The 18,029-nt window shown below is 62.7% G+C and carries 18 protein-coding genes and 1 pseudogene; all 19 read right to left on the bottom strand.

What is annotated here, in order from left to right:
- Positions 1 to 3: 3 nt before the first annotated feature.
- Positions 4 to 390, bottom strand: a complete 387-nt coding sequence (locus ACFORG_RS18465; protein WP_386737012.1) for a hypothetical protein — start codon at positions 388 to 390, stop codon at positions 4 to 6.
- Complete coding sequence (nuoG, locus tag ACFORG_RS18460) at positions 387 to 2,402, bottom strand: NADH-quinone oxidoreductase subunit NuoG (RefSeq protein WP_386737011.1); 2,016 nt, start codon at positions 2,400 to 2,402, stop codon at positions 387 to 389. Before nuoG ends, ACFORG_RS18465 begins: the two co-directional genes overlap by 4 nt.
- A gap of 3 nt (positions 2,403 to 2,405) precedes the next feature.
- Complete coding sequence (locus ACFORG_RS18455) at positions 2,406 to 2,813, bottom strand: DUF5333 domain-containing protein (RefSeq protein WP_386737010.1); 408 nt, start codon at positions 2,811 to 2,813, stop codon at positions 2,406 to 2,408.
- Positions 2,814 to 2,911: 98 nt separating this feature from the next.
- Positions 2,912 to 3,265: a hypothetical protein gene (locus tag ACFORG_RS18450; RefSeq protein WP_386737009.1), complete on the bottom strand. Its 354-nt coding sequence runs from the start codon at positions 3,263 to 3,265 to the stop codon at positions 2,912 to 2,914.
- A gap of 15 nt (positions 3,266 to 3,280) precedes the next feature.
- Positions 3,281 to 3,763, bottom strand: a complete 483-nt coding sequence (locus tag ACFORG_RS18445; protein ID WP_386737052.1) for a DUF3291 domain-containing protein — start codon at positions 3,761 to 3,763, stop codon at positions 3,281 to 3,283.
- Between the two features lie 5 nt (positions 3,764 to 3,768).
- Positions 3,769 to 4,263, bottom strand: a complete 495-nt coding sequence (locus ACFORG_RS18440) for a DUF3291 domain-containing protein (RefSeq protein WP_386737008.1) — start codon at positions 4,261 to 4,263, stop codon at positions 3,769 to 3,771.
- A gap of 2 nt (positions 4,264 to 4,265) precedes the next feature.
- Positions 4,266 to 5,564: an NADH-quinone oxidoreductase subunit NuoF gene (nuoF, locus tag ACFORG_RS18435; protein WP_386737007.1), complete on the bottom strand. Its 1,299-nt coding sequence runs from the start codon at positions 5,562 to 5,564 to the stop codon at positions 4,266 to 4,268.
- Between the two features lie 7 nt (positions 5,565 to 5,571).
- Positions 5,572 to 5,799, bottom strand: coding sequence for a DUF5337 domain-containing protein (locus ACFORG_RS18430; protein ID WP_386737006.1), 228 nt, complete (start codon positions 5,797 to 5,799; stop codon positions 5,572 to 5,574).
- The gene (locus ACFORG_RS18425) at positions 5,796 to 6,974 is read right to left on the bottom strand and encodes an NADH-quinone oxidoreductase subunit E (RefSeq protein ID WP_386737005.1); all 1,179 of its coding nucleotides are present in this window, start codon (positions 6,972 to 6,974) and stop codon (positions 5,796 to 5,798) included. Before ACFORG_RS18425 ends, ACFORG_RS18430 begins: the two co-directional genes overlap by 4 nt.
- 3 nt (positions 6,975 to 6,977) lie before the next feature.
- On the bottom strand, positions 6,978 to 7,547 hold the full coding sequence (locus ACFORG_RS18420; RefSeq protein WP_386737004.1) for a hypothetical protein: 570 nt from the start codon (positions 7,545 to 7,547) through the stop codon (positions 6,978 to 6,980).
- 58 nt (positions 7,548 to 7,605) lie between these two features.
- Positions 7,606 to 8,820: an NADH-quinone oxidoreductase subunit D gene (locus ACFORG_RS18415; protein WP_386737003.1), complete on the bottom strand. Its 1,215-nt coding sequence runs from the start codon at positions 8,818 to 8,820 to the stop codon at positions 7,606 to 7,608.
- Positions 8,820 to 8,993, bottom strand: coding sequence for a hypothetical protein (locus tag ACFORG_RS18410; protein ID WP_386737002.1), 174 nt, complete (start codon positions 8,991 to 8,993; stop codon positions 8,820 to 8,822). Before ACFORG_RS18410 ends, ACFORG_RS18415 begins: the two co-directional genes overlap by 1 nt.
- Positions 8,993 to 9,622 carry an NADH-quinone oxidoreductase subunit C gene (locus tag ACFORG_RS18405; RefSeq protein ID WP_386737001.1) on the bottom strand — a complete coding sequence of 210 codons (630 nt, stop codon included), beginning with the start codon at positions 9,620 to 9,622 and terminating at the stop codon, positions 8,993 to 8,995. The genes ACFORG_RS18410 and ACFORG_RS18405 overlap by 1 nt, the downstream gene beginning before the upstream one ends.
- A gap of 12 nt (positions 9,623 to 9,634) precedes the next feature.
- Positions 9,635 to 10,159 (bottom strand): NuoB/complex I 20 kDa subunit family protein, encoded by a 525-nt coding sequence (locus tag ACFORG_RS18400; protein WP_386737051.1) that lies wholly within the window; start codon positions 10,157 to 10,159, stop codon positions 9,635 to 9,637.
- The gene (locus ACFORG_RS18395) at positions 10,159 to 10,524 is read right to left on the bottom strand and encodes an NADH-quinone oxidoreductase subunit A (protein WP_386737000.1); all 366 of its coding nucleotides are present in this window, start codon (positions 10,522 to 10,524) and stop codon (positions 10,159 to 10,161) included. Before ACFORG_RS18395 ends, ACFORG_RS18400 begins: the two co-directional genes overlap by 1 nt.
- Before the next feature lie 228 nt (positions 10,525 to 10,752).
- Complete coding sequence (locus tag ACFORG_RS18390) at positions 10,753 to 12,642, bottom strand: calcium-binding protein (RefSeq protein ID WP_386736999.1); 1,890 nt, start codon at positions 12,640 to 12,642, stop codon at positions 10,753 to 10,755.
- Positions 12,643 to 12,858: 216 nt separating this feature from the next.
- A complete protein-coding gene (locus tag ACFORG_RS18385) occupies positions 12,859 to 15,420 on the bottom strand; it encodes a M10 family metallopeptidase C-terminal domain-containing protein (protein WP_386736998.1) in 2,562 nt (853 codons plus the stop codon).
- 150 nt (positions 15,421 to 15,570) lie between these two features.
- Complete coding sequence (locus tag ACFORG_RS18380; protein WP_386736996.1) at positions 15,571 to 17,469, bottom strand: calcium-binding protein; 1,899 nt, start codon at positions 17,467 to 17,469, stop codon at positions 15,571 to 15,573.
- Between the two features lie 232 nt (positions 17,470 to 17,701).
- Positions 17,702 to 18,029 (bottom strand): annotated as a pseudogene (locus ACFORG_RS18375) (hypothetical protein); the annotation flags it as partial.

The raw sequence follows: 18,029 nt of genomic DNA, 5'->3' as shown, positions 1-18,029 counted from the left end.
TCCTCACACCGTGGGTATTCCGTTTTCCGCGCAGTTCTGGACCACGATCTCGGCGTCGATGGTCTTCAGTCCCTGCGGCAGGGATGGCGAGATGGTGTAAACAGCATCTGCGCGCCACACGCCACCCTTTTCCTCGATATTCGTGCGCAAATGCCGCGCGAATCCGTAGCCCCGGATCAGCGCGTATTGAGCGGCTGCACATTCGGCGTAATCATCCACATCCTGTCCGTCACGCGCACCCGTCATGGCGACGTCGAAACGCACGAGATCTCCGTCCAGCAGACCCGTATCCACCCCCAGATATTCGGGCGTGAACGGCACTTCGTCCCGCGCCGGAGGCTCGGCACAGGCGGCAAGGGCCAGGACAGGGATCACCACGCTCATCCTCATTCCGCCGCGATCGGCGCCTCCGCCCGAGCACGGGCGTTGCGCGACAGTTCCGCCATCAGCTGGCTCGACCGCGCGATCGGATTGGTCAGGTAGAAATCACCGACGGCGTAGCGGAAGCTCGCATCGCCCAGCGGCCCCTCTTCCAGCGGCGACAGTTCGTTTTCGGCCACCTGGTCGATCTGCGCCAGGTGCGGCACGGCCTCGACAAGCTTGGTGCGCAGCTGCGCGAGCGTGTCGTAGGGCAACGCCTCACCCGCCTCGGCGGACAGGGCGCGCAGGATGGCCCAGTTATCCTTGGCCTCGCCCGGGGCGAAGCCGCAGCGCAGCGCAAGTTGCGGCCGGCCCTCGGTGTTGACGAACAGGCCCGGTTCTTCGGTCCAGGCCGCGCCCGGCAGGATCACGTCGGCCCGGTGCGCACCACGGTCGCCATGGCTGCCCTGATAGATCACAAAGGCGCCCTCGGCGATCTCGACCTCGTCCGCGCCGATGTTGTAGATCACGTCGGCCTCGTTCACCGCATCCATGCCACGCTCGGTAACCGCGCCGACATCCATGGCACCAACGCGGCTTGCAGCGGTGTGCAGCACCAACACCTTGGCCCCCGCCCCGCGGCACAGCTCGAGCGCTGCAGCCAGAACCGCCGCACCGTCCGCCTCGCGCAGTGCGCCCTGGCCGACGATCACGATGGGCGCCTTGTCCGCGATGTCCTTCGCCGCCCCGGCGGCCTTCTGCAGGGCCGCACGGTCATCACCCAGGTGATCGTAATCATAGGTCAGGTCGACCTTTGGCCCGATCACGCCCACTTGGGCGCCGCGAATCCATGCCTTGCGGATGCGCGCGTTCAGCACTGGCGCCTCGTCGCGCGGGTTGGCCCCGATCAGCAGGATCGCACCGCTCTCGTCGATATCCTCGATCCGCGCGGTCCCGACATACGCCCCGCGGTTGCCAGCCGGCAGTTTCGCGCCATCGGTTCGGCACTCAACGACGCCGCCCAACCCTTCGATCATCTGCTTGAGTGCAAAGGCGGCCTCGACCGAAACCAGGTCACCAACGATTCCTGCAGCCTTTTCGGCGCCCTTGAGTGCAGTCGCAGCCTTGCCCAAGGCTTCGGGCCAGCTGGCAGGACGCAGTTTGCCGTTTTCGCGAATATAGGGCCGATCCAGACGCTGTCGGCGCAGACCGTCCCAGACAAAGCGCGTCTTGTCGGAAATCCACTCCTCGTTCACGCCATCATGGTTGCGCGGCAGGATCCGCATCACCTCGCGCCCCTTGGTATCCACCCGAATCGAGGATCCAAGCGCATCCATCACGTCCACCGTCTCGGTCTTGGTCAGCTCCCAGGGCCGCGCGGTAAACGCATAGGGTTTCGATACCAGCGCGCCCACCGGGCAAAGGTCGATGATGTTGCCCTGCAGGTTGCTGTCCAGCGTCTCACCGAGATAGGCGGTAATCTCGGAATCCTCACCGCGCCCGGTCTGACCCATCTGGGTGATGCCGGCCACCTCGGTCGTGAAGCGCACGCAGCGCGTGCACGAAATGCAGCGCGTCATGTGGGTCTCGACCAGCGGGCCGAGATCGAGATCGTCAACCGCACGCTTTGGCTCGCGATAGCGGCTGAAGTCCACGCCATAAGCCATTGCCTGATCTTGCAAATCACATTCGCCGCCCTGGTCGCAAATCGGGCAGTCAAGTGGGTGGTTGATGAGCAGGAACTCCATCACCCCCTCGCGCGCCTTTTTCACCATGGGCGAGTTCGTCTTGACCACCGGCGGCTGGCCTTCCGGTCCGGGCCGAAGGTCGCGCACCTGCATCGCGCAGGAGGCGGCGGGTTTCGGGGGCCCGCCGACGACCTCTACAAGGCACATACGGCAATTGCCCGCGATCGAGAGCCGCTCGTGATAGCAGAAGCGCGGGATCTCGATCCCGGCTTCCTCGCAGGCCTGGATCAGCGTCATCGCGCCGTCCACCTCGATCTCGTGACCGTCGATATTGATCTTGCGGAGGTCAGACATGGTCTAGTTCGCCCTCAAATACACGCCGATCGCGCTGTTTCTGTCTATCTCCGCGCGCCCCAGCGCGCAGAAGCTTTCGGGTTTTTCATAACTGACGCCGTTGGCGGCCAGATAGGCCTCGCCCCGCGCCCGCATGCGGGCCTTCTCGACATCCGAGTCGATATAGGCCCGGATCTCATCATCCGAGTAACCCATGTCGTTGGCCTTTGATTTCAGGTTCCAGATGACACCCAGCGCTTTCAGGCGGCGGCCATCGATCCGGTCGCAGTAATCGTCAATCTCTTTGGCGACGGCTATGTAATACAGCGCATCGTCGATCTCGGGCACTTCGCTCAACGGCTGCTTGGCGTGAGCGAACACGGGAGCAACCGCCGCAAGGGCGGCAAGAGACATCGTAAGTCGGTTCAACATGACTGGTCCTTTCTCCAGGGAAGGGCCAGTACCTGTCCGATGTTCGCCGTTATGCAATAACAGCCGCCCCGAACCATCGTGATATGAGATATCCGCAATCATGGCCGCTGACAGGTTCCCCGGAACACGAGATCCCCATCGACGATCCGCAATTGCGAGGCGTCGCTGTCCGGACCTACGACCCAGTCGACCCGCGACGTGCCGAAATTGTCGATGCAATAGCGTGTCGCCTGGTAGCGCCCCGCCTCTCGCGCCGCATCCAGCGACTGTGTCGCGTCCTGCACGGTGACCGTGAAATCGGCAAGCGAGACTTTCTTGTCCACTGCGGCAGCCTTCGACGGAAAATACAGCCCATCGAACAGCACGCGGTTCTCGCGTCTTTCTCCACACCCCGCCGAGAGAACGACACCGGACATAGCCGCAAACATCACGATCGCCTTCATTCCGTGCATCCGCACCAGATCCTTCTATTCCGCCGCATGTACGCAGCCATGGCTGCGCCACATGTCGGCGTCCTTCAATTGCGCCCAGCCAAAGGCCCTGTCACTCGGCCCGTTCTCGCGCAGATCGTGCAGCCGCGCCAGAGCCTCTTCCAGCGTCGGGCGATGCCCCCGAGGCACCCACCACATGACGAAATGCTGCTCGCCCAGAATCTCGAACCAGTCCTGCCGCCGCTCGTAGAATTGCTTGTGGATCGTACCCCAGACGAACTGCTCAAGGCTCGGGGCATCCTCCCAAACGGTCAGGTTGGCCACGAACTGCGGATCGTCGCCGATATTGTTCTCGGTGTTGCCCGTTCCCGGCTCGCCCGACCCTTCCATCATCCAGACGAACCCCGGCATCCGCCTGCCCAGCCCGTTTACGCGGTCAAGATTCTCCATGAACTCGGCCACGCGCGGATCGTCAGTGGGCGCCAGAAGGCGGCCGACATTCAGCTCGGCCAGATGCATTCCTCTCATGCCGCCACCCCGCATTGCTCGCTTTTCCACAGCCGGGCGCCCGACGCATGGGCCCATCCGAACGCATGGTCGCTGTCACCATGTGCGGCCAGGTGGTCAAATCGCGCCTTGGCCTCTTCTACCGTGGGGCGATGCCCCTCCGGCACCCACCACAACACCATGCGCAGGCCTTGCGGCGCATACCACTCGTCCTTGCGATCATAGAACTGCTTGTGCACAGTCTGCCAGACAAAGCGTTCGAGGCTTTCGATATCCTCCCAGACCGACAGGGTCGAGGCGGTGCGCGGGTTGCCCCCCAGCGGGCCATCCGCCGCCGTTTGCGCGGCCTCCATATCGGCATCCGACAGGCGCCAGACAAAGCCCGGACTGCGCGCCGCGATGGCGTTCACCCGATCGATATTGTCGGCGAAATCCTTCACGCGCGGATCGTCCCAGTCATAGCGCAGGACACCGATATTGAACTCGGCGATATGATGGCCCCGTGGCTGCATCCCTACTCCGCTGCCATCGCGCCCATACGGCCGGTCTTCTGCGCCTTGATACGGTCCTCGATCTCTTCGCGAAAGTTGCGGATCAGGCCCTGGATCGGCCAGGCCGCCGCGTCGCCCAGGGCACAGATCGTATGACCCTCGACCTGCTTGGTCACGTCGAACAGCATGTCGATTTCCTCGACCTCCGCCTGCCCCTTCACCAGCCGGTCCATCACCCGCATCATCCAGCCGGTGCCCTCGCGGCAGGGGGTACACTGCCCGCAGCTTTCATGCTTGTAGAATTTCGACAACCGCCAGATCGCCTTGATGATGTCGGTCTGCTTGTCCATCACGATCACCGCAGCCGTGCCGAGGCCAGACTGCAGATCGTTGCGGAGATAGTCGAAATCCATGATCGCGTCGCGCATCTTCTCACCACGCACGCAAGGAACCGAGGATCCGCCCGGAATCACCGCCAGCAGGTTGTCCCAGCCGCCGCGAATGCCGCCGCAATGCGTCTCGATCAGCTCCTCGAAAGAGATGCTCATCGCCTCTTCGACCACGCAGGGATTGTTCACATGCCCTGACACGGCAAAGAGCTTCGTCCCGGCGTTGTTCTGGCGACCAAAGCCCGCGAACCAGTCCGCGCCGCGGCGCAGGATCGTCGGCACTACGGCAATCGATTCAACGTTGTTCACCGTGGTCGGGCACCCGTAAAGCCCCGCACCGGCCGGAAACGGCGGTTTCATCCGCGGCATGCCCTTCTTGCCCTCAAGGCTTTCGAGCAGTGCGGTTTCCTCGCCGCAAATATAGGCGCCGGCTCCGTGATGCAGGTACAGGTCGAAGTCCCATCCCGACCCGGCGGCGTTCTTGCCCAGAAGCCCCGCGTCATATGCCTCGTCGATAGCCGCCTGCAACGCCTCGCGCTCGCGGATGTATTCCCCGCGAATGTAGATATAGCAGGCATGCGCGTTCATCGCGAAAGAGGCGATCAGGCAACCTTCGATCAGCGTATGTGGATCATGCCGCATGATCTCGCGGTCCTTGCAGGTCCCTGGCTCGGACTCATCGGCGTTGACCACCAGGTATGCCGGCCGCCCATCGCTCTCCTTGGGCATGAAGGACCACTTCAACCCGGTAGGAAAGCCCGCGCCACCACGTCCGCGCAGACCGCTGTCCTTCATCGTCTGGATGATCCAGTCGCGGCCCTTGCCGATCAGATCGGCGGTGCCATCCCAGTGGCCACGGGCCTGCGCACCTTTCAGCGTGCGCTCATGCATCCCGTAGATATTGGTAAAGATCCGGTCCTGATCCTTCAGCATCGCTTGCCTATCCTTGGCTGTCCCGGCGCATGCGCCAGAGTTGAATGATGTTGACCACCGCGTAGATCAGCCCGCCCAGGGCCGCGAAGTCGAACAAGAGCGCGTAGCGCCCCGGCAGGCCCACCGCTGGCCCCACGAACAGCGTCGCGACCAGCCACAGCACGATCGTCCCGGCGATCACCAGGCTGATGTGGCGCCCCTTGCGGGCGATGGCCTGCTCCTGCTCGCTGGTCATTCGGTCTCCGTCTCGGACTCGTTATCCTGATTGGAGAGCTCGCGCGACTGCGCGATCCAACCGTCCCGCTCGATCCGGCCCTTGAACTTCAGCCTGCTGTCGACCCAAGCCACCTGTTCAGGCGTCCACGCCGCGATCTGGTCGAAATGATAGAACCCCATCTCGTTCAGCGTAGCCTCGAGCTTGGGGCCCACGCCCTTGAGCTGTTGCAGGTCGTCCGGCTTGCCCTCGCGCGCGGCCTCAAGCCGTTGCGGTTCGACCTCCTCGGTCACGCCACCCTCGGCGGCAACTTCGCCGGTTTCCACCGAAACGGGACGGCCCTTCTTAACCGGCGCGTTCTGCGCATCGGCTTCTGTACGCCACACGCTTGCCGCCGATGCTGCTGACTGGCCTGCCACGGCGCTGCCGTCCTCGCCACGCGGCGCGTCCTCACCCCCGGACGCGGGCACGGAATCGCGCGCCGCTTGCTTGTCCAGCCAGGGTGTCAGGATCGGTACCTCGGTTCCGTCGATGCGCTTCACCGTGTCGCCCAGATCAACCGCCAGCGCCACGCTTGCATTGTACTGCGTGCGTCCGCTTTCATATTCGGTCAGGCTGGTCAGCCCCTTGAGCGGTTCCGCGCCATAGCGGCCGTTCTGCGGTCCGGGCACCGGCACCTTGCCGGCCGCCAGTTCGTCGATGATCTCGCCCATACGCTCGGCGGTCAGATCCTCATAATAGTCCTTGCCGATCTGCGCCATCGGTGCATTCGCGCAGGACCCGAGGCACTCGACCTCTTCCCACGAGAATTTGCCATCCGCCGACAACTCATGCGGCTTGGCGGCGATCTTTTCCTTGCAGACGGCGACCAGGTCCTCGGCCCCGCAGATCATGCAGGAGGTCGTTCCGCAGATCTGGATATGCGCGACGCTGCCAACGGGTTGCAGCTGAAACATGAAGTAGAACGACGCCACTTCCAAAGCTCGGATATAGGCCATGTTCAGCATGTCCGCGACATGTTCGATCGCCGGACGGGTCAGCCAGCCTTCCTGTTCCTGCGCGCGCCACAAAAGCGGAATGATCGCGCTGGCCTGACGGCCTTCGGGATACTTGGTGACCTGGGCTTCGGCCCATTTGCGGTTCGCCTCGGTAAAGGCAAAGCTTTCGGGCTGTTCTGGATGAAGACGACGCAGCATCTCTCAGGCTTTTCCTTCTGCAACCAGGCGGCACCCGGCAAAGACCGAGTATTGCGCGCCCAGGAATTCGCTCAGCGTGGACATCACCGCGCCGATTTCACTATCCATCTCCGTCTGCCCGCTCCGGGCCGGCACCACATCGAGAAGCCGCTTTGACAGCCCCTGCAATTGCTGGGCCAGATAGGCCCTGTGCTTGTCGAGCGCCCCGAGGATCGACGCCTTGGCCAACCCGCTTTCAAGCGAATTGAGCCGCGGAACGACCGTGCCCTGCAGCGCACGCAGCGTGCCGGCATCCTCCAGCACGATTTGCGGCGGCCACTGCTCTTCGAGCATGGCATCCGTCGTCACCCCGCGCAGCGCCGCATCAAGCTTGGCAGCCGCATCGAAATTCTCGAAACAGATATCGAGCTTCTTTTCCAGCAGCCGCGTTTCCGACGCTTCGACGAATGCGACCCGCGCGTACCATGCCTGCACCGCGACAAAGATCGCCGCCACCATGGTCGAGCCCGCCAGCAGCAGGTTGGAGCCTCCGGCGCGATGCGTCACGACCACGCCCTCCCCGCGCCCGGACACATCATTCCCGCCTTCGCCCAGGGGCGGCACGCAGTCGGGACTGTCCGTTGCGCCTGTTTCACCGGTCGATCTCTCCGAACACCACGTCCATCGTACCGATGATGGCGGCAACATCGGCCAGTTGGTGGCCCTTGGCGACATGGTCCATCGCCTGAAGGTGCAGGAAGCCGGGTGCGCGCAGCTTGGCGCGATAGGGTTTGTTGGTCCCGTCCGCCACCAGGTACACGCCGAACTCTCCCTTCGGTGCCTCGACGGCGGCATAGACCTCGCCCTCGGGCACGTGGAACCCTTCGGTGTACAGCTTGAAGTGATGGATCAGGCTTTCCATCGAGGTTTTCATGTCCTTGCGCGAGGGCGGCGTGATCTTGCCGCGGGCCAGCACGTCGCCGGGGCATTCGCGCAGTTTCGCAATGGCCTGCCGAATGATCGAGACGGACTGACGCATCTCCTCCATCCGCACGAGGTAGCGATCGTAGCAATCGCCGTTCTTGCCCACGGGGATCTGGAACTCGAACTCGTCGTAGCACTCGTAGGGTTGCGCGCGGCGCAGGTCCCATGCCAGGCCGGACCCACGCACCATCACGCCCGAAAAGCCCCATTCGAGGATGTCATCCTCGGTCACAACGCCAATATCGGCATTGCGCTGTTTGAAGATGCGGTTTTCCGTCAGAAGCCCGTCGATGTCCTCCAGCACCTTGGGGAACTCGTGGCTCCATGCCTCGATATCGTCGAGCAGCGCGTCGGGCAGATCCTGATGCACTCCGCCGGGCCGGAAATAGGCCGCGTGCAGGCGCGCGCCACAGGCCCGCTCGTAAAAGATCATCAGCTTTTCGCGTTCCTCGAACCCCCAAAGCGGCGGCGTCAGCGCGCCGACATCCATCGCCTGCGTGGTCACGTTCAGCAAGTGGTTCAGAACCCGGCCGATTTCCGAATAAAGCACGCGGATCAACGAGGCACGGCGCGGGACTTCGACGCCGGTCAGCTTCTCGATGGCAAGACACCAGGCATGCTCCTGGTTCATCGGCGCCACGTAATCCAACCGGTCGAAATAGGGCAGGTTCTGCAGGTAGGTGCGGCTTTCCATCAGCTTCTCGGTGCCGCGATGCAATAGCCCGATATGCGGGTCGCAGCGCTCGACGATCTCGCCGTCAAGCTCCAGAACCAGACGCAGAACCCCGTGTGCCGCAGGGTGTTGCGGCCCGAAGTTCAGGTTGAAGTTGCGGATCTTCTGCTCGCCTGTCAGCGCGTCTTCGAAACCCTTGGATCCGTCCATCACCGCCGCTCCATCTCTTGCAGTTTCATCGCCATGATCCACAACAGGATCACCGTCCCGATCGGGATCAGGCAGGCGATGGCCCAATACTTGTTCAGTCCGAAATGCGGCAGGAGCTTCACCATCGGAATGATGGTGGCGACGGTCAAGACGATCCAGATCAGCCCTTCCATCAGCTCTTTTCCTTCTCCGCCTTCCCGTCCGGCGCAGTCTTGTCATCCCCCGGCAGGATGTAATCCGCGCCTTCCCACGGGCTCATGAAATCGAACTGCCGGTATTCCTGGACGAGTTTCACCGGCTCATAGACAACGCGCTTTTCAGCCTCGTCGTAACGCACCTCGGTATAGCCAGTCGTCGGGAAATCCTTGCGCAGCGGATGCCCCCGGAACCCGTAGTCGGTCAGGATGCGGCGCAGGTCGGGATGCCCCGAGAACAGGATGCCGTACATGTCGAACACTTCCCGCTCGAACCAGTTGGCCGAAGGGTGGATCCCGGTGATCGACGGGACCATGTCCTCTTCGCGCACGGCGGTTTTCACGCGGATGCGCTGGTTCTGGTACATCGACAGAAAGTGATAGACCACGTCGAACCGCTTGGGCCGGTCGGGATAGTCCACCGCCGTGATATCGACCAGCGAGGAAAACTTGCACGTCGAGTCGAGCTTCAGGAACTCCACCAGCCCGACGATCCGCGCCGGCGACACCTCGAGGTTCAGCTCCTCGTGATCGACGCTCCAGCCCAACACGCAGTCGGGCCGCTTGATCTCGATATGGGCGCCAAGCTCCTTCAGGGCTTCGATCATTCGTTCCCCTCCTCAGCGGGTGATGGTGCCGGTGCGGCGGATCTTGCGCTGCAACTGCATCAGACCATAAAGCAGCGCCTCGGCCGTCGGCGGACAGCCGGGCACGTAGATATCGACCGGCACGATCCGGTCACATCCGCGCACCACCGAATAGGAATAGTGATAATACCCGCCGCCATTCGCGCAGGACCCCATCGAGATCACGTAGCGCGGCTCGGCCATCTGGTCATAGACCTTGCGCAGCGCGGGCGCCATCTTGTTGGTCAGCGTTCCGGCGACGATCATCACGTCCGACTGGCGCGGAGAGGCGCGCGGCGCGATCCCGAACCGTTCCGCATCGTAACGCGGCATCGAGGTGTGCATCATCTCGACCGCGCAGCAGGCCAGCCCGAAGGTCATCCAGTGCAGCGAGCCTGTGCGCGCCCAGTTGATGAGATCCTCGGTCGAGGTCACAAGGAACCCCTTGTCGGCAAGATGCGCGTTCAACTCCTGCGTGGCCACCTCGCGGTCGGCCCCGGCCGTGTTGGCTCCGGTCATCACTCCCATTCCAGCGCTCCCTTTTTCCACTCGTAGGCAAAGCCGATGGTGAGAATGGCCAAGAACACCATCATCGACCAGAACCCGACATCGCTGATGTCACGCAGACCGACCGCCCAGGGAAACAGGAACGCGATTTCGAGGTCGAAGATGATGAACAGGATCGACACGAGGTAGAACCGCACGTCGAACTTCATCCGCGCGTCGTCGAAGGCGTTGAACCCGCATTCATAGGCGCTCACCTTCTCGGGGTCGGGGTTGCGCACGGCCAGCACCACCGCGGCCAGAATCAGGACAAGGCCAAGCCCGATAGCAACGGCCAGAAACACCAGGATGGGAAGGTATTCCCGCAACAGCTCTTCCAAGAGGTGGCTCCTTTCCTGCGCGGGCCTGCGCGCGCGCGGTCAATTGGCGTGTTGACTTGGCTCATTCTCTACTCCCGGCACCAGTTAGGGTCAACCAAGCCAGTCGGCCAGACGCCGGGTTTTATCGACGCAGGCAAGGGCAGTAAATTCACGTTTTTCTATGTGTTACACCCTTACCCTGCGTCCGATCCCGGGACGTTCCCGGACAGGTGGCGTAGGCGTCATTTTCTAAAGCAGCAGATCATGAATTTCCGCACCGATCCGCAGGTTGATCGCGTCCTGCGCGTCGCCATCCACCAAGGCCCAGAGCAGGTTGCCCGTGGGGATATGCGTGATGAACGCCTCCTGCACACCCGCCACCCCGGCATTCGCGGTTTCGGTCACCTGCACCAGGAAATCGTCCGCGCTCGCCCCGGTACCGCCAAAGACCAGCACGTCGCCCTCGGCCGCGTCATAATCCTGGATCCAGTCCGCCCCATGATCCGCGACCCCGAGGTGAAAGAACCGGTCCGCGCCCTCACCGCCGTTCACCCGGTCGTAACCGAAGCCGCCATTTACGAAATCGTTGCCCGCCCCGCCATAGAGCAGGTCCGACCACGCCTGACCGGTCAGGACATCGTCGCCATCCGCACCGATCACGGTATCCGTGCCGAACCCGCCCGAGACGGTATCGTTGCCCGCATCCCCGCGCAGCTCGTCATTGCCATACCCGCCATCGATGCTGTCATCGCCGTCGCCACCATAGACGACATCGCGCAGGTCGGCCTCGGTCGCGCCGCCCTCGATCACGTCGTCGCCTTCGCCGCCAATGAGCGTATCCGTGCCGTCCCCGCCCCGCAGCGTGTCATCCCCGGCAAGACCGTTGAGCGTGTCGGCGCCGTTGCCCCCTTCCAGCAGGTCGGCATCATCGGTCCCCATCAGCGCCCGCGGCGGGTCGGGAAGGTTGGTTTCCAGCTGGAACACCCCTGACGGACCGATGATGTAACCTGATCCGTCGGGAAATATCTGGCTGTTTTCTCCCCAATTATACGCGTCAAGCGGCGCCTCGCTGTCGCTCATCGGCTGCCCTTCGGCATCGAAGACCCGCAACACGACGGTGTTCTCGGGGCCCTCGAACGGAGGCAACTCCTGCGTTGGGTTCCACCACGGCGCCTCGGGCGCGATGTTCTGATACGTGACGACGAAGCCGCCGTTCTCCAGCGGGAAAAGGCGCACATCTTCCTGGTGCTCCAGGAAATACTCGTTGATCCGCGTTTCCCCACGATGTTCCGACCCGTCGGGGTTGTAGATCCGCAGGTAGATATCGGCGCCGGTATCCTCGACCTCGGGCGTGCCATCATCCTCGTGCTGCCTGTCGGCATTGTAGACCAACGCGATCTTGCCATTGCTCAGCGTCGCTGCTTCCAGCATGCCGCGCGCGGGACCGCGCGGAAACGCAAGGTTCTGGATGTGCTGCTGCTCCTCGGGATCGGCAGGTTGCAGCAATTCGCCCTCCAGCGTCAGCCGGGTCAGGAACAGGCCGCCATTGCTGGCATGAGCGTCATCGTTGACGTAGAACACGAAAACCGTGTCGCCCGCCCTGGCCAAGGTAAAATTCAGGTTGTCGCCACGGGCACTGCCCGCTCCGGTCTCGGTCGCATTCCAGAGCGTTCTGTTCACGATGACGCCATCGGCGTCATACAGGCGCGAAACCACACGGTTGCCCACGTTCACCACGGCCAGCACCTTTCCATCGCCGACATCAATCGCGGCATCGCCGCGCAGCTTGTCGAAATCCAGCCGTTCGTAGGTGGTGCTGCGGGTCTGAACGCCTTGTGCGTCATAGCTGACAAGCCGCAGATCGGCCTGCGTCCCGCTCGAGGTCGAGCCCTGCACAAAGATGCTGAACGCCCCGTTGCCGTCATCGCGCAAGTGCCAGGGCGTATAGGCGATCGGCTGGTCATCCGGACCGATCAGTTCGACCTTGTCGACCAGACGGTTGCCCTGCGTGTCCCAGATCGAAACCTGTTTTTGATCGAAAGGGCCCGATGTGACCTCGATCAGGCGATCATCGCCAAGGCGAAAAGTCGTCGAGTAGTTGTTGATTGCCGGCTGCGTCGGCGCGATCGAAAAAATCATGTAGATACCCACCCTGAAATGCCCGGGTCAAACCCCGAAAGAAACATGACGAGTGGATCGGGGCAGCCCCGTGGAACACCTTTTCGACCATCGGACATACCGTGTCCAACTCGTACTGGGCACAAGCGCTAGCACAGGTTGAAAAGCCTGCAAAGACAAAAAGTTAGACCGGCGCGACGCGGCTGGCCAACGCCGCACAACCAAGCCGGGAACGGGTCACGCCAGCAGGTCGAACACCTGATCACCGATCTGGAGGTTGATCCCCCCCTGACCATCTCCGTCAACGAGCGCCCAGAGCAGGTTGCCCGACGGGATATGCGTGATGAATGCCTCCTGCACGCCCGCGACACCGGCGTTCGCGGTCTCGGCGGTCTGGACAAGGAAATCATCCGCCGTGGCCGCGCCCACGCCGCCGCCATAGACCAGCACGTCGCCCTGCGCCGCGTCATAGTCCTGGATCCAGTCCGACCCATGATCCGCGACCCCGAGGTGATAGAACCGATCGCCGCCTTCGCCACCATTCACCCGGTCATAGCCGAAGCCGCCATTGACGAAATCGCCGCCTGCCCCGCCAAAGATCAGGTCCGACCACGCCTGCCCGGTCAGCACGTCATTGCCGGTGCCACCAACGATCGTATCGACCCCGAAGCCGCCGGAAACGGTATCGTCGCCCGCATCGCCGCGCAGCTCGTCATTGCCATAGCCGCCATCGATATTGTCGTTCCCGTTGCCGCCATAGACGACATCGCGCAGGTCGGCCTCGGTCTCGCCGCCTTGGATAACGTCATTGCCATTTCCACCGTTCAACGTATCGGTGCCGTCACCACCGAGAAGCGTGTCGTTCCCTTCGCGGCCCAAAAGGCTGTCATTGCCCGCGCGCCCTTCAAGCCGGTTTGCCATGGCATTGCCTGTCAGGACATCATCGCCCGTCCCGCCCGTTCCGTGCTCGATGACGACGCCGTTGGCGATGGTCAGCCCGCCATAAACCCCCTCGACGTAGGACACGAACCCTCCGCCGCCGTCTTCCTGCAGAAGTGTCGCCGCCCGCAGGTCGATCACGGCCTTGGCGCTGCCGTCATGCCGGATCACATCGGCGCCACTGGTGTCCCAGATCGCGGTATAGCCGGTACCGCTGGCGTTGGTGTCGGTAAGTGCATAGCTGTCATCGCCATTTGCGAAACTGGTGTTGGCCCCGTATTTCTGCTGGATCACCGCGATATCAAAGGCCATCGGCGTGCGCGAGATCCCGTATTCCAGCGTACCACTGCCGCCGACCGGCCCGTCCGCCCAGCCCTTGTTATAGGACATGACGGTAAAGACCTCTTGATTGAGAGAGAATTCACCGGTGTCCGACGAACTGCGCACCCCCTCGAACAGCTGACCGTTCCCGCCGCCATTGTCATGCGGATGCGCCAGGCCAAGCCCGTGCCCGAACTCGTGAATGAAATTGGAATATCCATAGGCACCCGGCGCAAGCAGCCCCCCGGCCGCATCCGACCAGAAAGTGGGGTTGGTGTTGAACCAGCCTTCGCCCTGCAACTGACCCAGCGCCGGATCAGGCGGCCCCATCTTCCCCGACAGACCGCTGTCCAGGAACCCCTTGCCAAGGACAAAATCCGCGGCTGCGCGGCTCGACACTTCTTCGAAGGTCAAAAGCGAGAATTTCGAGTATTCCGACAGCGCCGCCGCCGCTTGCTGGCGCTCATAGGCCGTCCAGTCACTGTCGGTAATTTCCTGCATGACGCTTTCACCCGCGTCGGCAAAGAAATAGCGGATATGGGTCTTGTCGAACTGCACGCCCCAATCGACGCCTTTCAGCGGGTCGGGCGCAGGGGGCGGTGCCAGTTCAACGATGTTCAGCCGGAATTCACCCGTGGTCGAGCGTGATCCCGTCGCCTCGAAGTAATAGGTGCCGCTGGTCTCGATCTCGAACGCGATGAAGGCGTTGCGCGTGATGCCGTTGTCATCGTTCTCGGCCAGAACCGCCAGCCCTGCATCGCGCAGCCGTATCAGCGGATCGCCCAGCGCGTTGCCATTGTCGCCAAAGGCGTCGAGTACCGCGTAGTAGGATTTTCCGGCTTCAAGCTCGACCGCATACATGTCGATGTCATCGACGAAATCGACCGTGCCGATGACCGGCATGTTGACTTGCGCCGGTGCGGCCAGGTTGGGAATGTCGCCCACCGTGTCGGCGCTGTAATTCACGGCGTTCAGCGCGATCTGATAGGCGCCGGTGGTTTGTCCGCCGCCGCCGAACCCGGTGGCCTCGACGAAATACAATCCGGTGCGCGTGGCGGTAAAGGCCAGAACGCTGTCCAGCGACTGGAACTTGTTGTCATTGTTCAGCAGCGCGTTGCCGAAATCGTCGCGCAGCACCAGCAACGGATCCCCCAACCCGTCGATCGGCAGCGCCGACATGCTCACTTCGTAGCTCTGGCCCTGCGTCAGGAACATGCGGAACCAGTCGGTATCGCCCGCCGCGCCGATCTCGGCATTGAGCCGCATGCCGGTGGTCAGCTCGATATTGGTGAATCCGCCTCCGGGAATATCGTTGCCCGGGCCGAACGCGGTGGGGTCTTCCTCGGGGAAGCCCACGCCTTCGAACGGGTCGATGGGCAGGGGCGGATCCTCGTTGCCAAAAAGATACTCCGCATCGGCGATATCCAGTGCCAGTTCATCGATCTGACGCAGCAGGTCGTTCTTGGAAAATGGCATCGGCTTGCCGGTATACGGGCAGTCCGCATGCACGGGGCGGAATTCGGCACAGATATTGCACATTGGAGAAATCTCCGAACAACGAGGACCTTGAAATCAGCAGGCGGATCAGGCGGTAACGGGTGTCATGCACCTGCCGGGCAACAAACTATTCGTTGCCGCAAGCATATGGCATGTTGTCGCAGCGGCATAGCCCCGTCTGCACCCGCCCGATCACGCAAGAAGGTCGAAAACATCTCCCCCGATCTGGAGGTTGATCGCGTCCTGGCCGTCGCCATCCACCAGCGCCCAGAGCAGGTTGCCAGACGGGATATGCGTGATGAACGCCTCTTGCACGCCAGCGACTCCGGCATTCGCAGTCTCGGCTACCTGCACCAGGAAATCGTCGGCCGTGGCCTCGCCTTCGCCGCCACCATATTCGAGGACATCGCCCTCTGCCGCGTTGTAATCCTGGATCCAGTCGCTGCCGTGATCCGCGACCCCGAGGTGATAGAACCGGTCGGCATCATCCCCGCCATTCACCCGGTCATAGCCGAAACCGCCATTGACAAAGTCATTGCCCGCCCCGCCAAAAATCAGGTCCGACCACGCCTGCCCGGTCAGCACGTCATCGCCGGTGCCGCCAACGATCGTATCAACCCCGAAGCCGCCAATGATCGTGTCGTTGCCCGCATCCCCGCGCAGCTCGTCATTGCCGCGGTCTCCATCGATGCTGTCGTTGCCGTTCCCGCCATAGACCACGTCCCGCAGATCCACACCGGGGCTGTTGGCGCCGCGACCAAAGATCAGGTCGTCTCCGTCGCCTGCGATGATCGTATCGACACCTGTGCCGCCGTGGATGGTGTCGTCTCCCGCACCGCCATCCAGCACATCGTCGCCCTCGCGCCCTTCAAGGCTGTCATTCCCGCCATTCGCGCGCAGCACGTTGTCGCCGCCACCCCCCTGAAGAACGTCATCACCCGCCCCCGAGGTCGCGGAGTCGTTGCCCCGTCCGGCATTTACCCGGATGTCGACAGTGGTGTCCGGCGCAATCAGGTTATCGTCGCCCTGGCTGCCGTTGAACGCCATCACCCCCGTCTGTCCCCCGCTCGTCAGACTGCCGGTCAGGTCGGTCGTGCCGGGTGTGTTATGCGTCAGCCCCGACAGCTGCTGGATGTCGTCAAAGCCATCCAGCTGACCCGCATTGGCAAGAACGCCGCCGCCGATCAGCACCTCTACCCCGGTGATGGTGAAATTCTGCATCTGAAGCGCGGTGAAGGTCCGGTTCACAAGGGTATCGGTCCCGTCGCCGCCCTCGATCGTGTCGGCGGACTGGTTGCCGCCAACCACCCGGATCGTGTCGTTCCCCGATCCGCCCTGGATCAGTTCATCGCCGCTGGTCGAATCCAGCTGGTCGTCACCGCCGTTGCCGATAAGCGTGTCGTTACCGGCGCCCGCGTTCATGGTGTCGCCGCCTTCGCCCCCTTCCAGAAGGTCGTTGCCGCCTGAATCGAACATCTCCCAGCCGGTATCGCCCCCGGTGATACGAAACACGTCATCGCCAAGGTTGGACCCGGTGAAGCGCCCCTTGAAGCCGCTGAGATCGACACCGGAAAGGTCGCTCGAACCACCCTCGGAATGCCGGAAAAAGCCTTGGAAATTCGAGGTGGAAGGCGCCTCGTTGGACGAGATCATCCGATCAAAATCATCGAGCTGGCCCGGCGATATGATCATCTCGAGGTTCCAGGCATCGAAGATTTCCATGTTCCGGAAAACGATGTTCTGGATCGATTCAAGGCCGGCCGGCTGCCAGCGCTGCATCAGGGCGGTATCCGTGCCATTCCCGCCGTCCCACAGCCCCTCTTCGCGGTCCGGTTCGCTCCACATCAGGGTGTCGTCGCCATCGTTACCCAATAGCGTGTCGACACCCGGACCGCCGTACAGCGTGTCGTCCCCGGCGCCGCCCAGCAGGCTGTCATCGCCGCGTCCGCCTTCGAGGCTGTCATCGCCTGCATTGCCGTTCAGGATATCGTCGCCGTCAAGCCCCTGCAAAACGTCGTTCTCGACTCCCCCCACGATCGGCGGAGCGTCCGTGCCGTTGTCATTGCCATTCGTACCGGTAAACGATGCCATCGTCTGTTCCTTCTCCCCAGAGGCCCCCACAAGGGCGGCGTGATCTACGCGGGACAGGACGAAAAACGGCTCTCAAATCAATTCGCAAACATCTCGTCCGGCAAAGCCCCCTATGCGGGACGGTGTCAATGTCGCCCGGACCTGAACCCACTCATCCGGCGATCCTATCAAAAACAGGCATCTTTGCCCATGCTTACGTCCTGAACCGTGCCGTACCCCGATTATCGGGCCATCACGCCAGCAAGTCGAAAACCTCTCCACCGACCCGCAGATTGATCGCGTCCTGCGCGTCGCCATCCACCAAGGCCCAGAGCAGGTTGCCCGAGGGGATATGCGTGATGAACGCCTCCTGCACACCCGCCACCCCGGCATTCGCGGTTTCGGTCACCTGCACCAGGAAATCGTCCGCGCTCGCCCCGGTACCGCCAAAGACCAGCACGTCGCCCTCGGCCGCGTCATAATCCTGGATCCAGTCCGACCCATGATCCGCGACCCCGAGGTGAAAGAACCGGTCCGCGCCCTCACCGCCGTTCACCCGGTCGTAACCGAAGCCGCCATTG

The sequence above is a fragment of the Lutimaribacter marinistellae genome (assembly GCF_042648365.1).
In the GTDB taxonomy this organism is placed as follows: Bacteria; Pseudomonadota; Alphaproteobacteria; order Rhodobacterales; family Rhodobacteraceae; genus Lutimaribacter_A; species Lutimaribacter_A marinistellae.
Note: the sequence above shows the minus strand (reverse complement) of the source record. Positions and strands in the feature narration are given on the sequence as shown.

Coding starts and splice junctions, on each gene's coding strand:
- ACFORG_RS18465 (WP_386737012.1), bottom strand. CDS start 390: ATGAGGATGAGCGTGGTGATCCCTGTCCTGGCCCTTGCCGCCTGTGCC.
- nuoG (WP_386737011.1), bottom strand. CDS start 2,402: ATGTCTGACCTCCGCAAGATCAATATCGACGGTCACGAGATCGAGGTG.
- ACFORG_RS18455 (WP_386737010.1), bottom strand. CDS start 2,813: ATGTTGAACCGACTTACGATGTCTCTTGCCGCCCTTGCGGCGGTTGCT.
- ACFORG_RS18450 (WP_386737009.1), bottom strand. CDS start 3,265: ATGCACGGAATGAAGGCGATCGTGATGTTTGCGGCTATGTCCGGTGTC.
- ACFORG_RS18445 (WP_386737052.1), bottom strand. CDS start 3,763: ATGCATCTGGCCGAGCTGAATGTCGGCCGCCTTCTGGCGCCCACTGAC.
- ACFORG_RS18440 (WP_386737008.1), bottom strand. CDS start 4,263: ATGCAGCCACGGGGCCATCATATCGCCGAGTTCAATATCGGTGTCCTG.
- nuoF (WP_386737007.1), bottom strand. CDS start 5,564: ATGCTGAAGGATCAGGACCGGATCTTTACCAATATCTACGGGATGCAT.
- ACFORG_RS18430 (WP_386737006.1), bottom strand. CDS start 5,799: ATGACCAGCGAGCAGGAGCAGGCCATCGCCCGCAAGGGGCGCCACATC.
- ACFORG_RS18425 (WP_386737005.1), bottom strand. CDS start 6,974: ATGCTGCGTCGTCTTCATCCAGAACAGCCCGAAAGCTTTGCCTTTACC.
- ACFORG_RS18415 (WP_386737003.1), bottom strand. CDS start 8,820: ATGGACGGATCCAAGGGTTTCGAAGACGCGCTGACAGGCGAGCAGAAG.
- ACFORG_RS18410 (WP_386737002.1), bottom strand. CDS start 8,993: ATGGAAGGGCTGATCTGGATCGTCTTGACCGTCGCCACCATCATTCCG.
- ACFORG_RS18405 (WP_386737001.1), bottom strand. CDS start 9,622: ATGATCGAAGCCCTGAAGGAGCTTGGCGCCCATATCGAGATCAAGCGG.
- ACFORG_RS18400 (WP_386737051.1), bottom strand. CDS start 10,159: ATGACCGGAGCCAACACGGCCGGGGCCGACCGCGAGGTGGCCACGCAG.
- ACFORG_RS18390 (WP_386736999.1), bottom strand. CDS start 12,642: ATGATTTTTTCGATCGCGCCGACGCAGCCGGCAATCAACAACTACTCG.
- ACFORG_RS18385 (WP_386736998.1), bottom strand. CDS start 15,420: ATGTGCAATATCTGTGCCGAATTCCGCCCCGTGCATGCGGACTGCCCG.
- ACFORG_RS18380 (WP_386736996.1), bottom strand. CDS start 17,469: ATGGCATCGTTTACCGGTACGAATGGCAATGACAACGGCACGGACGCT.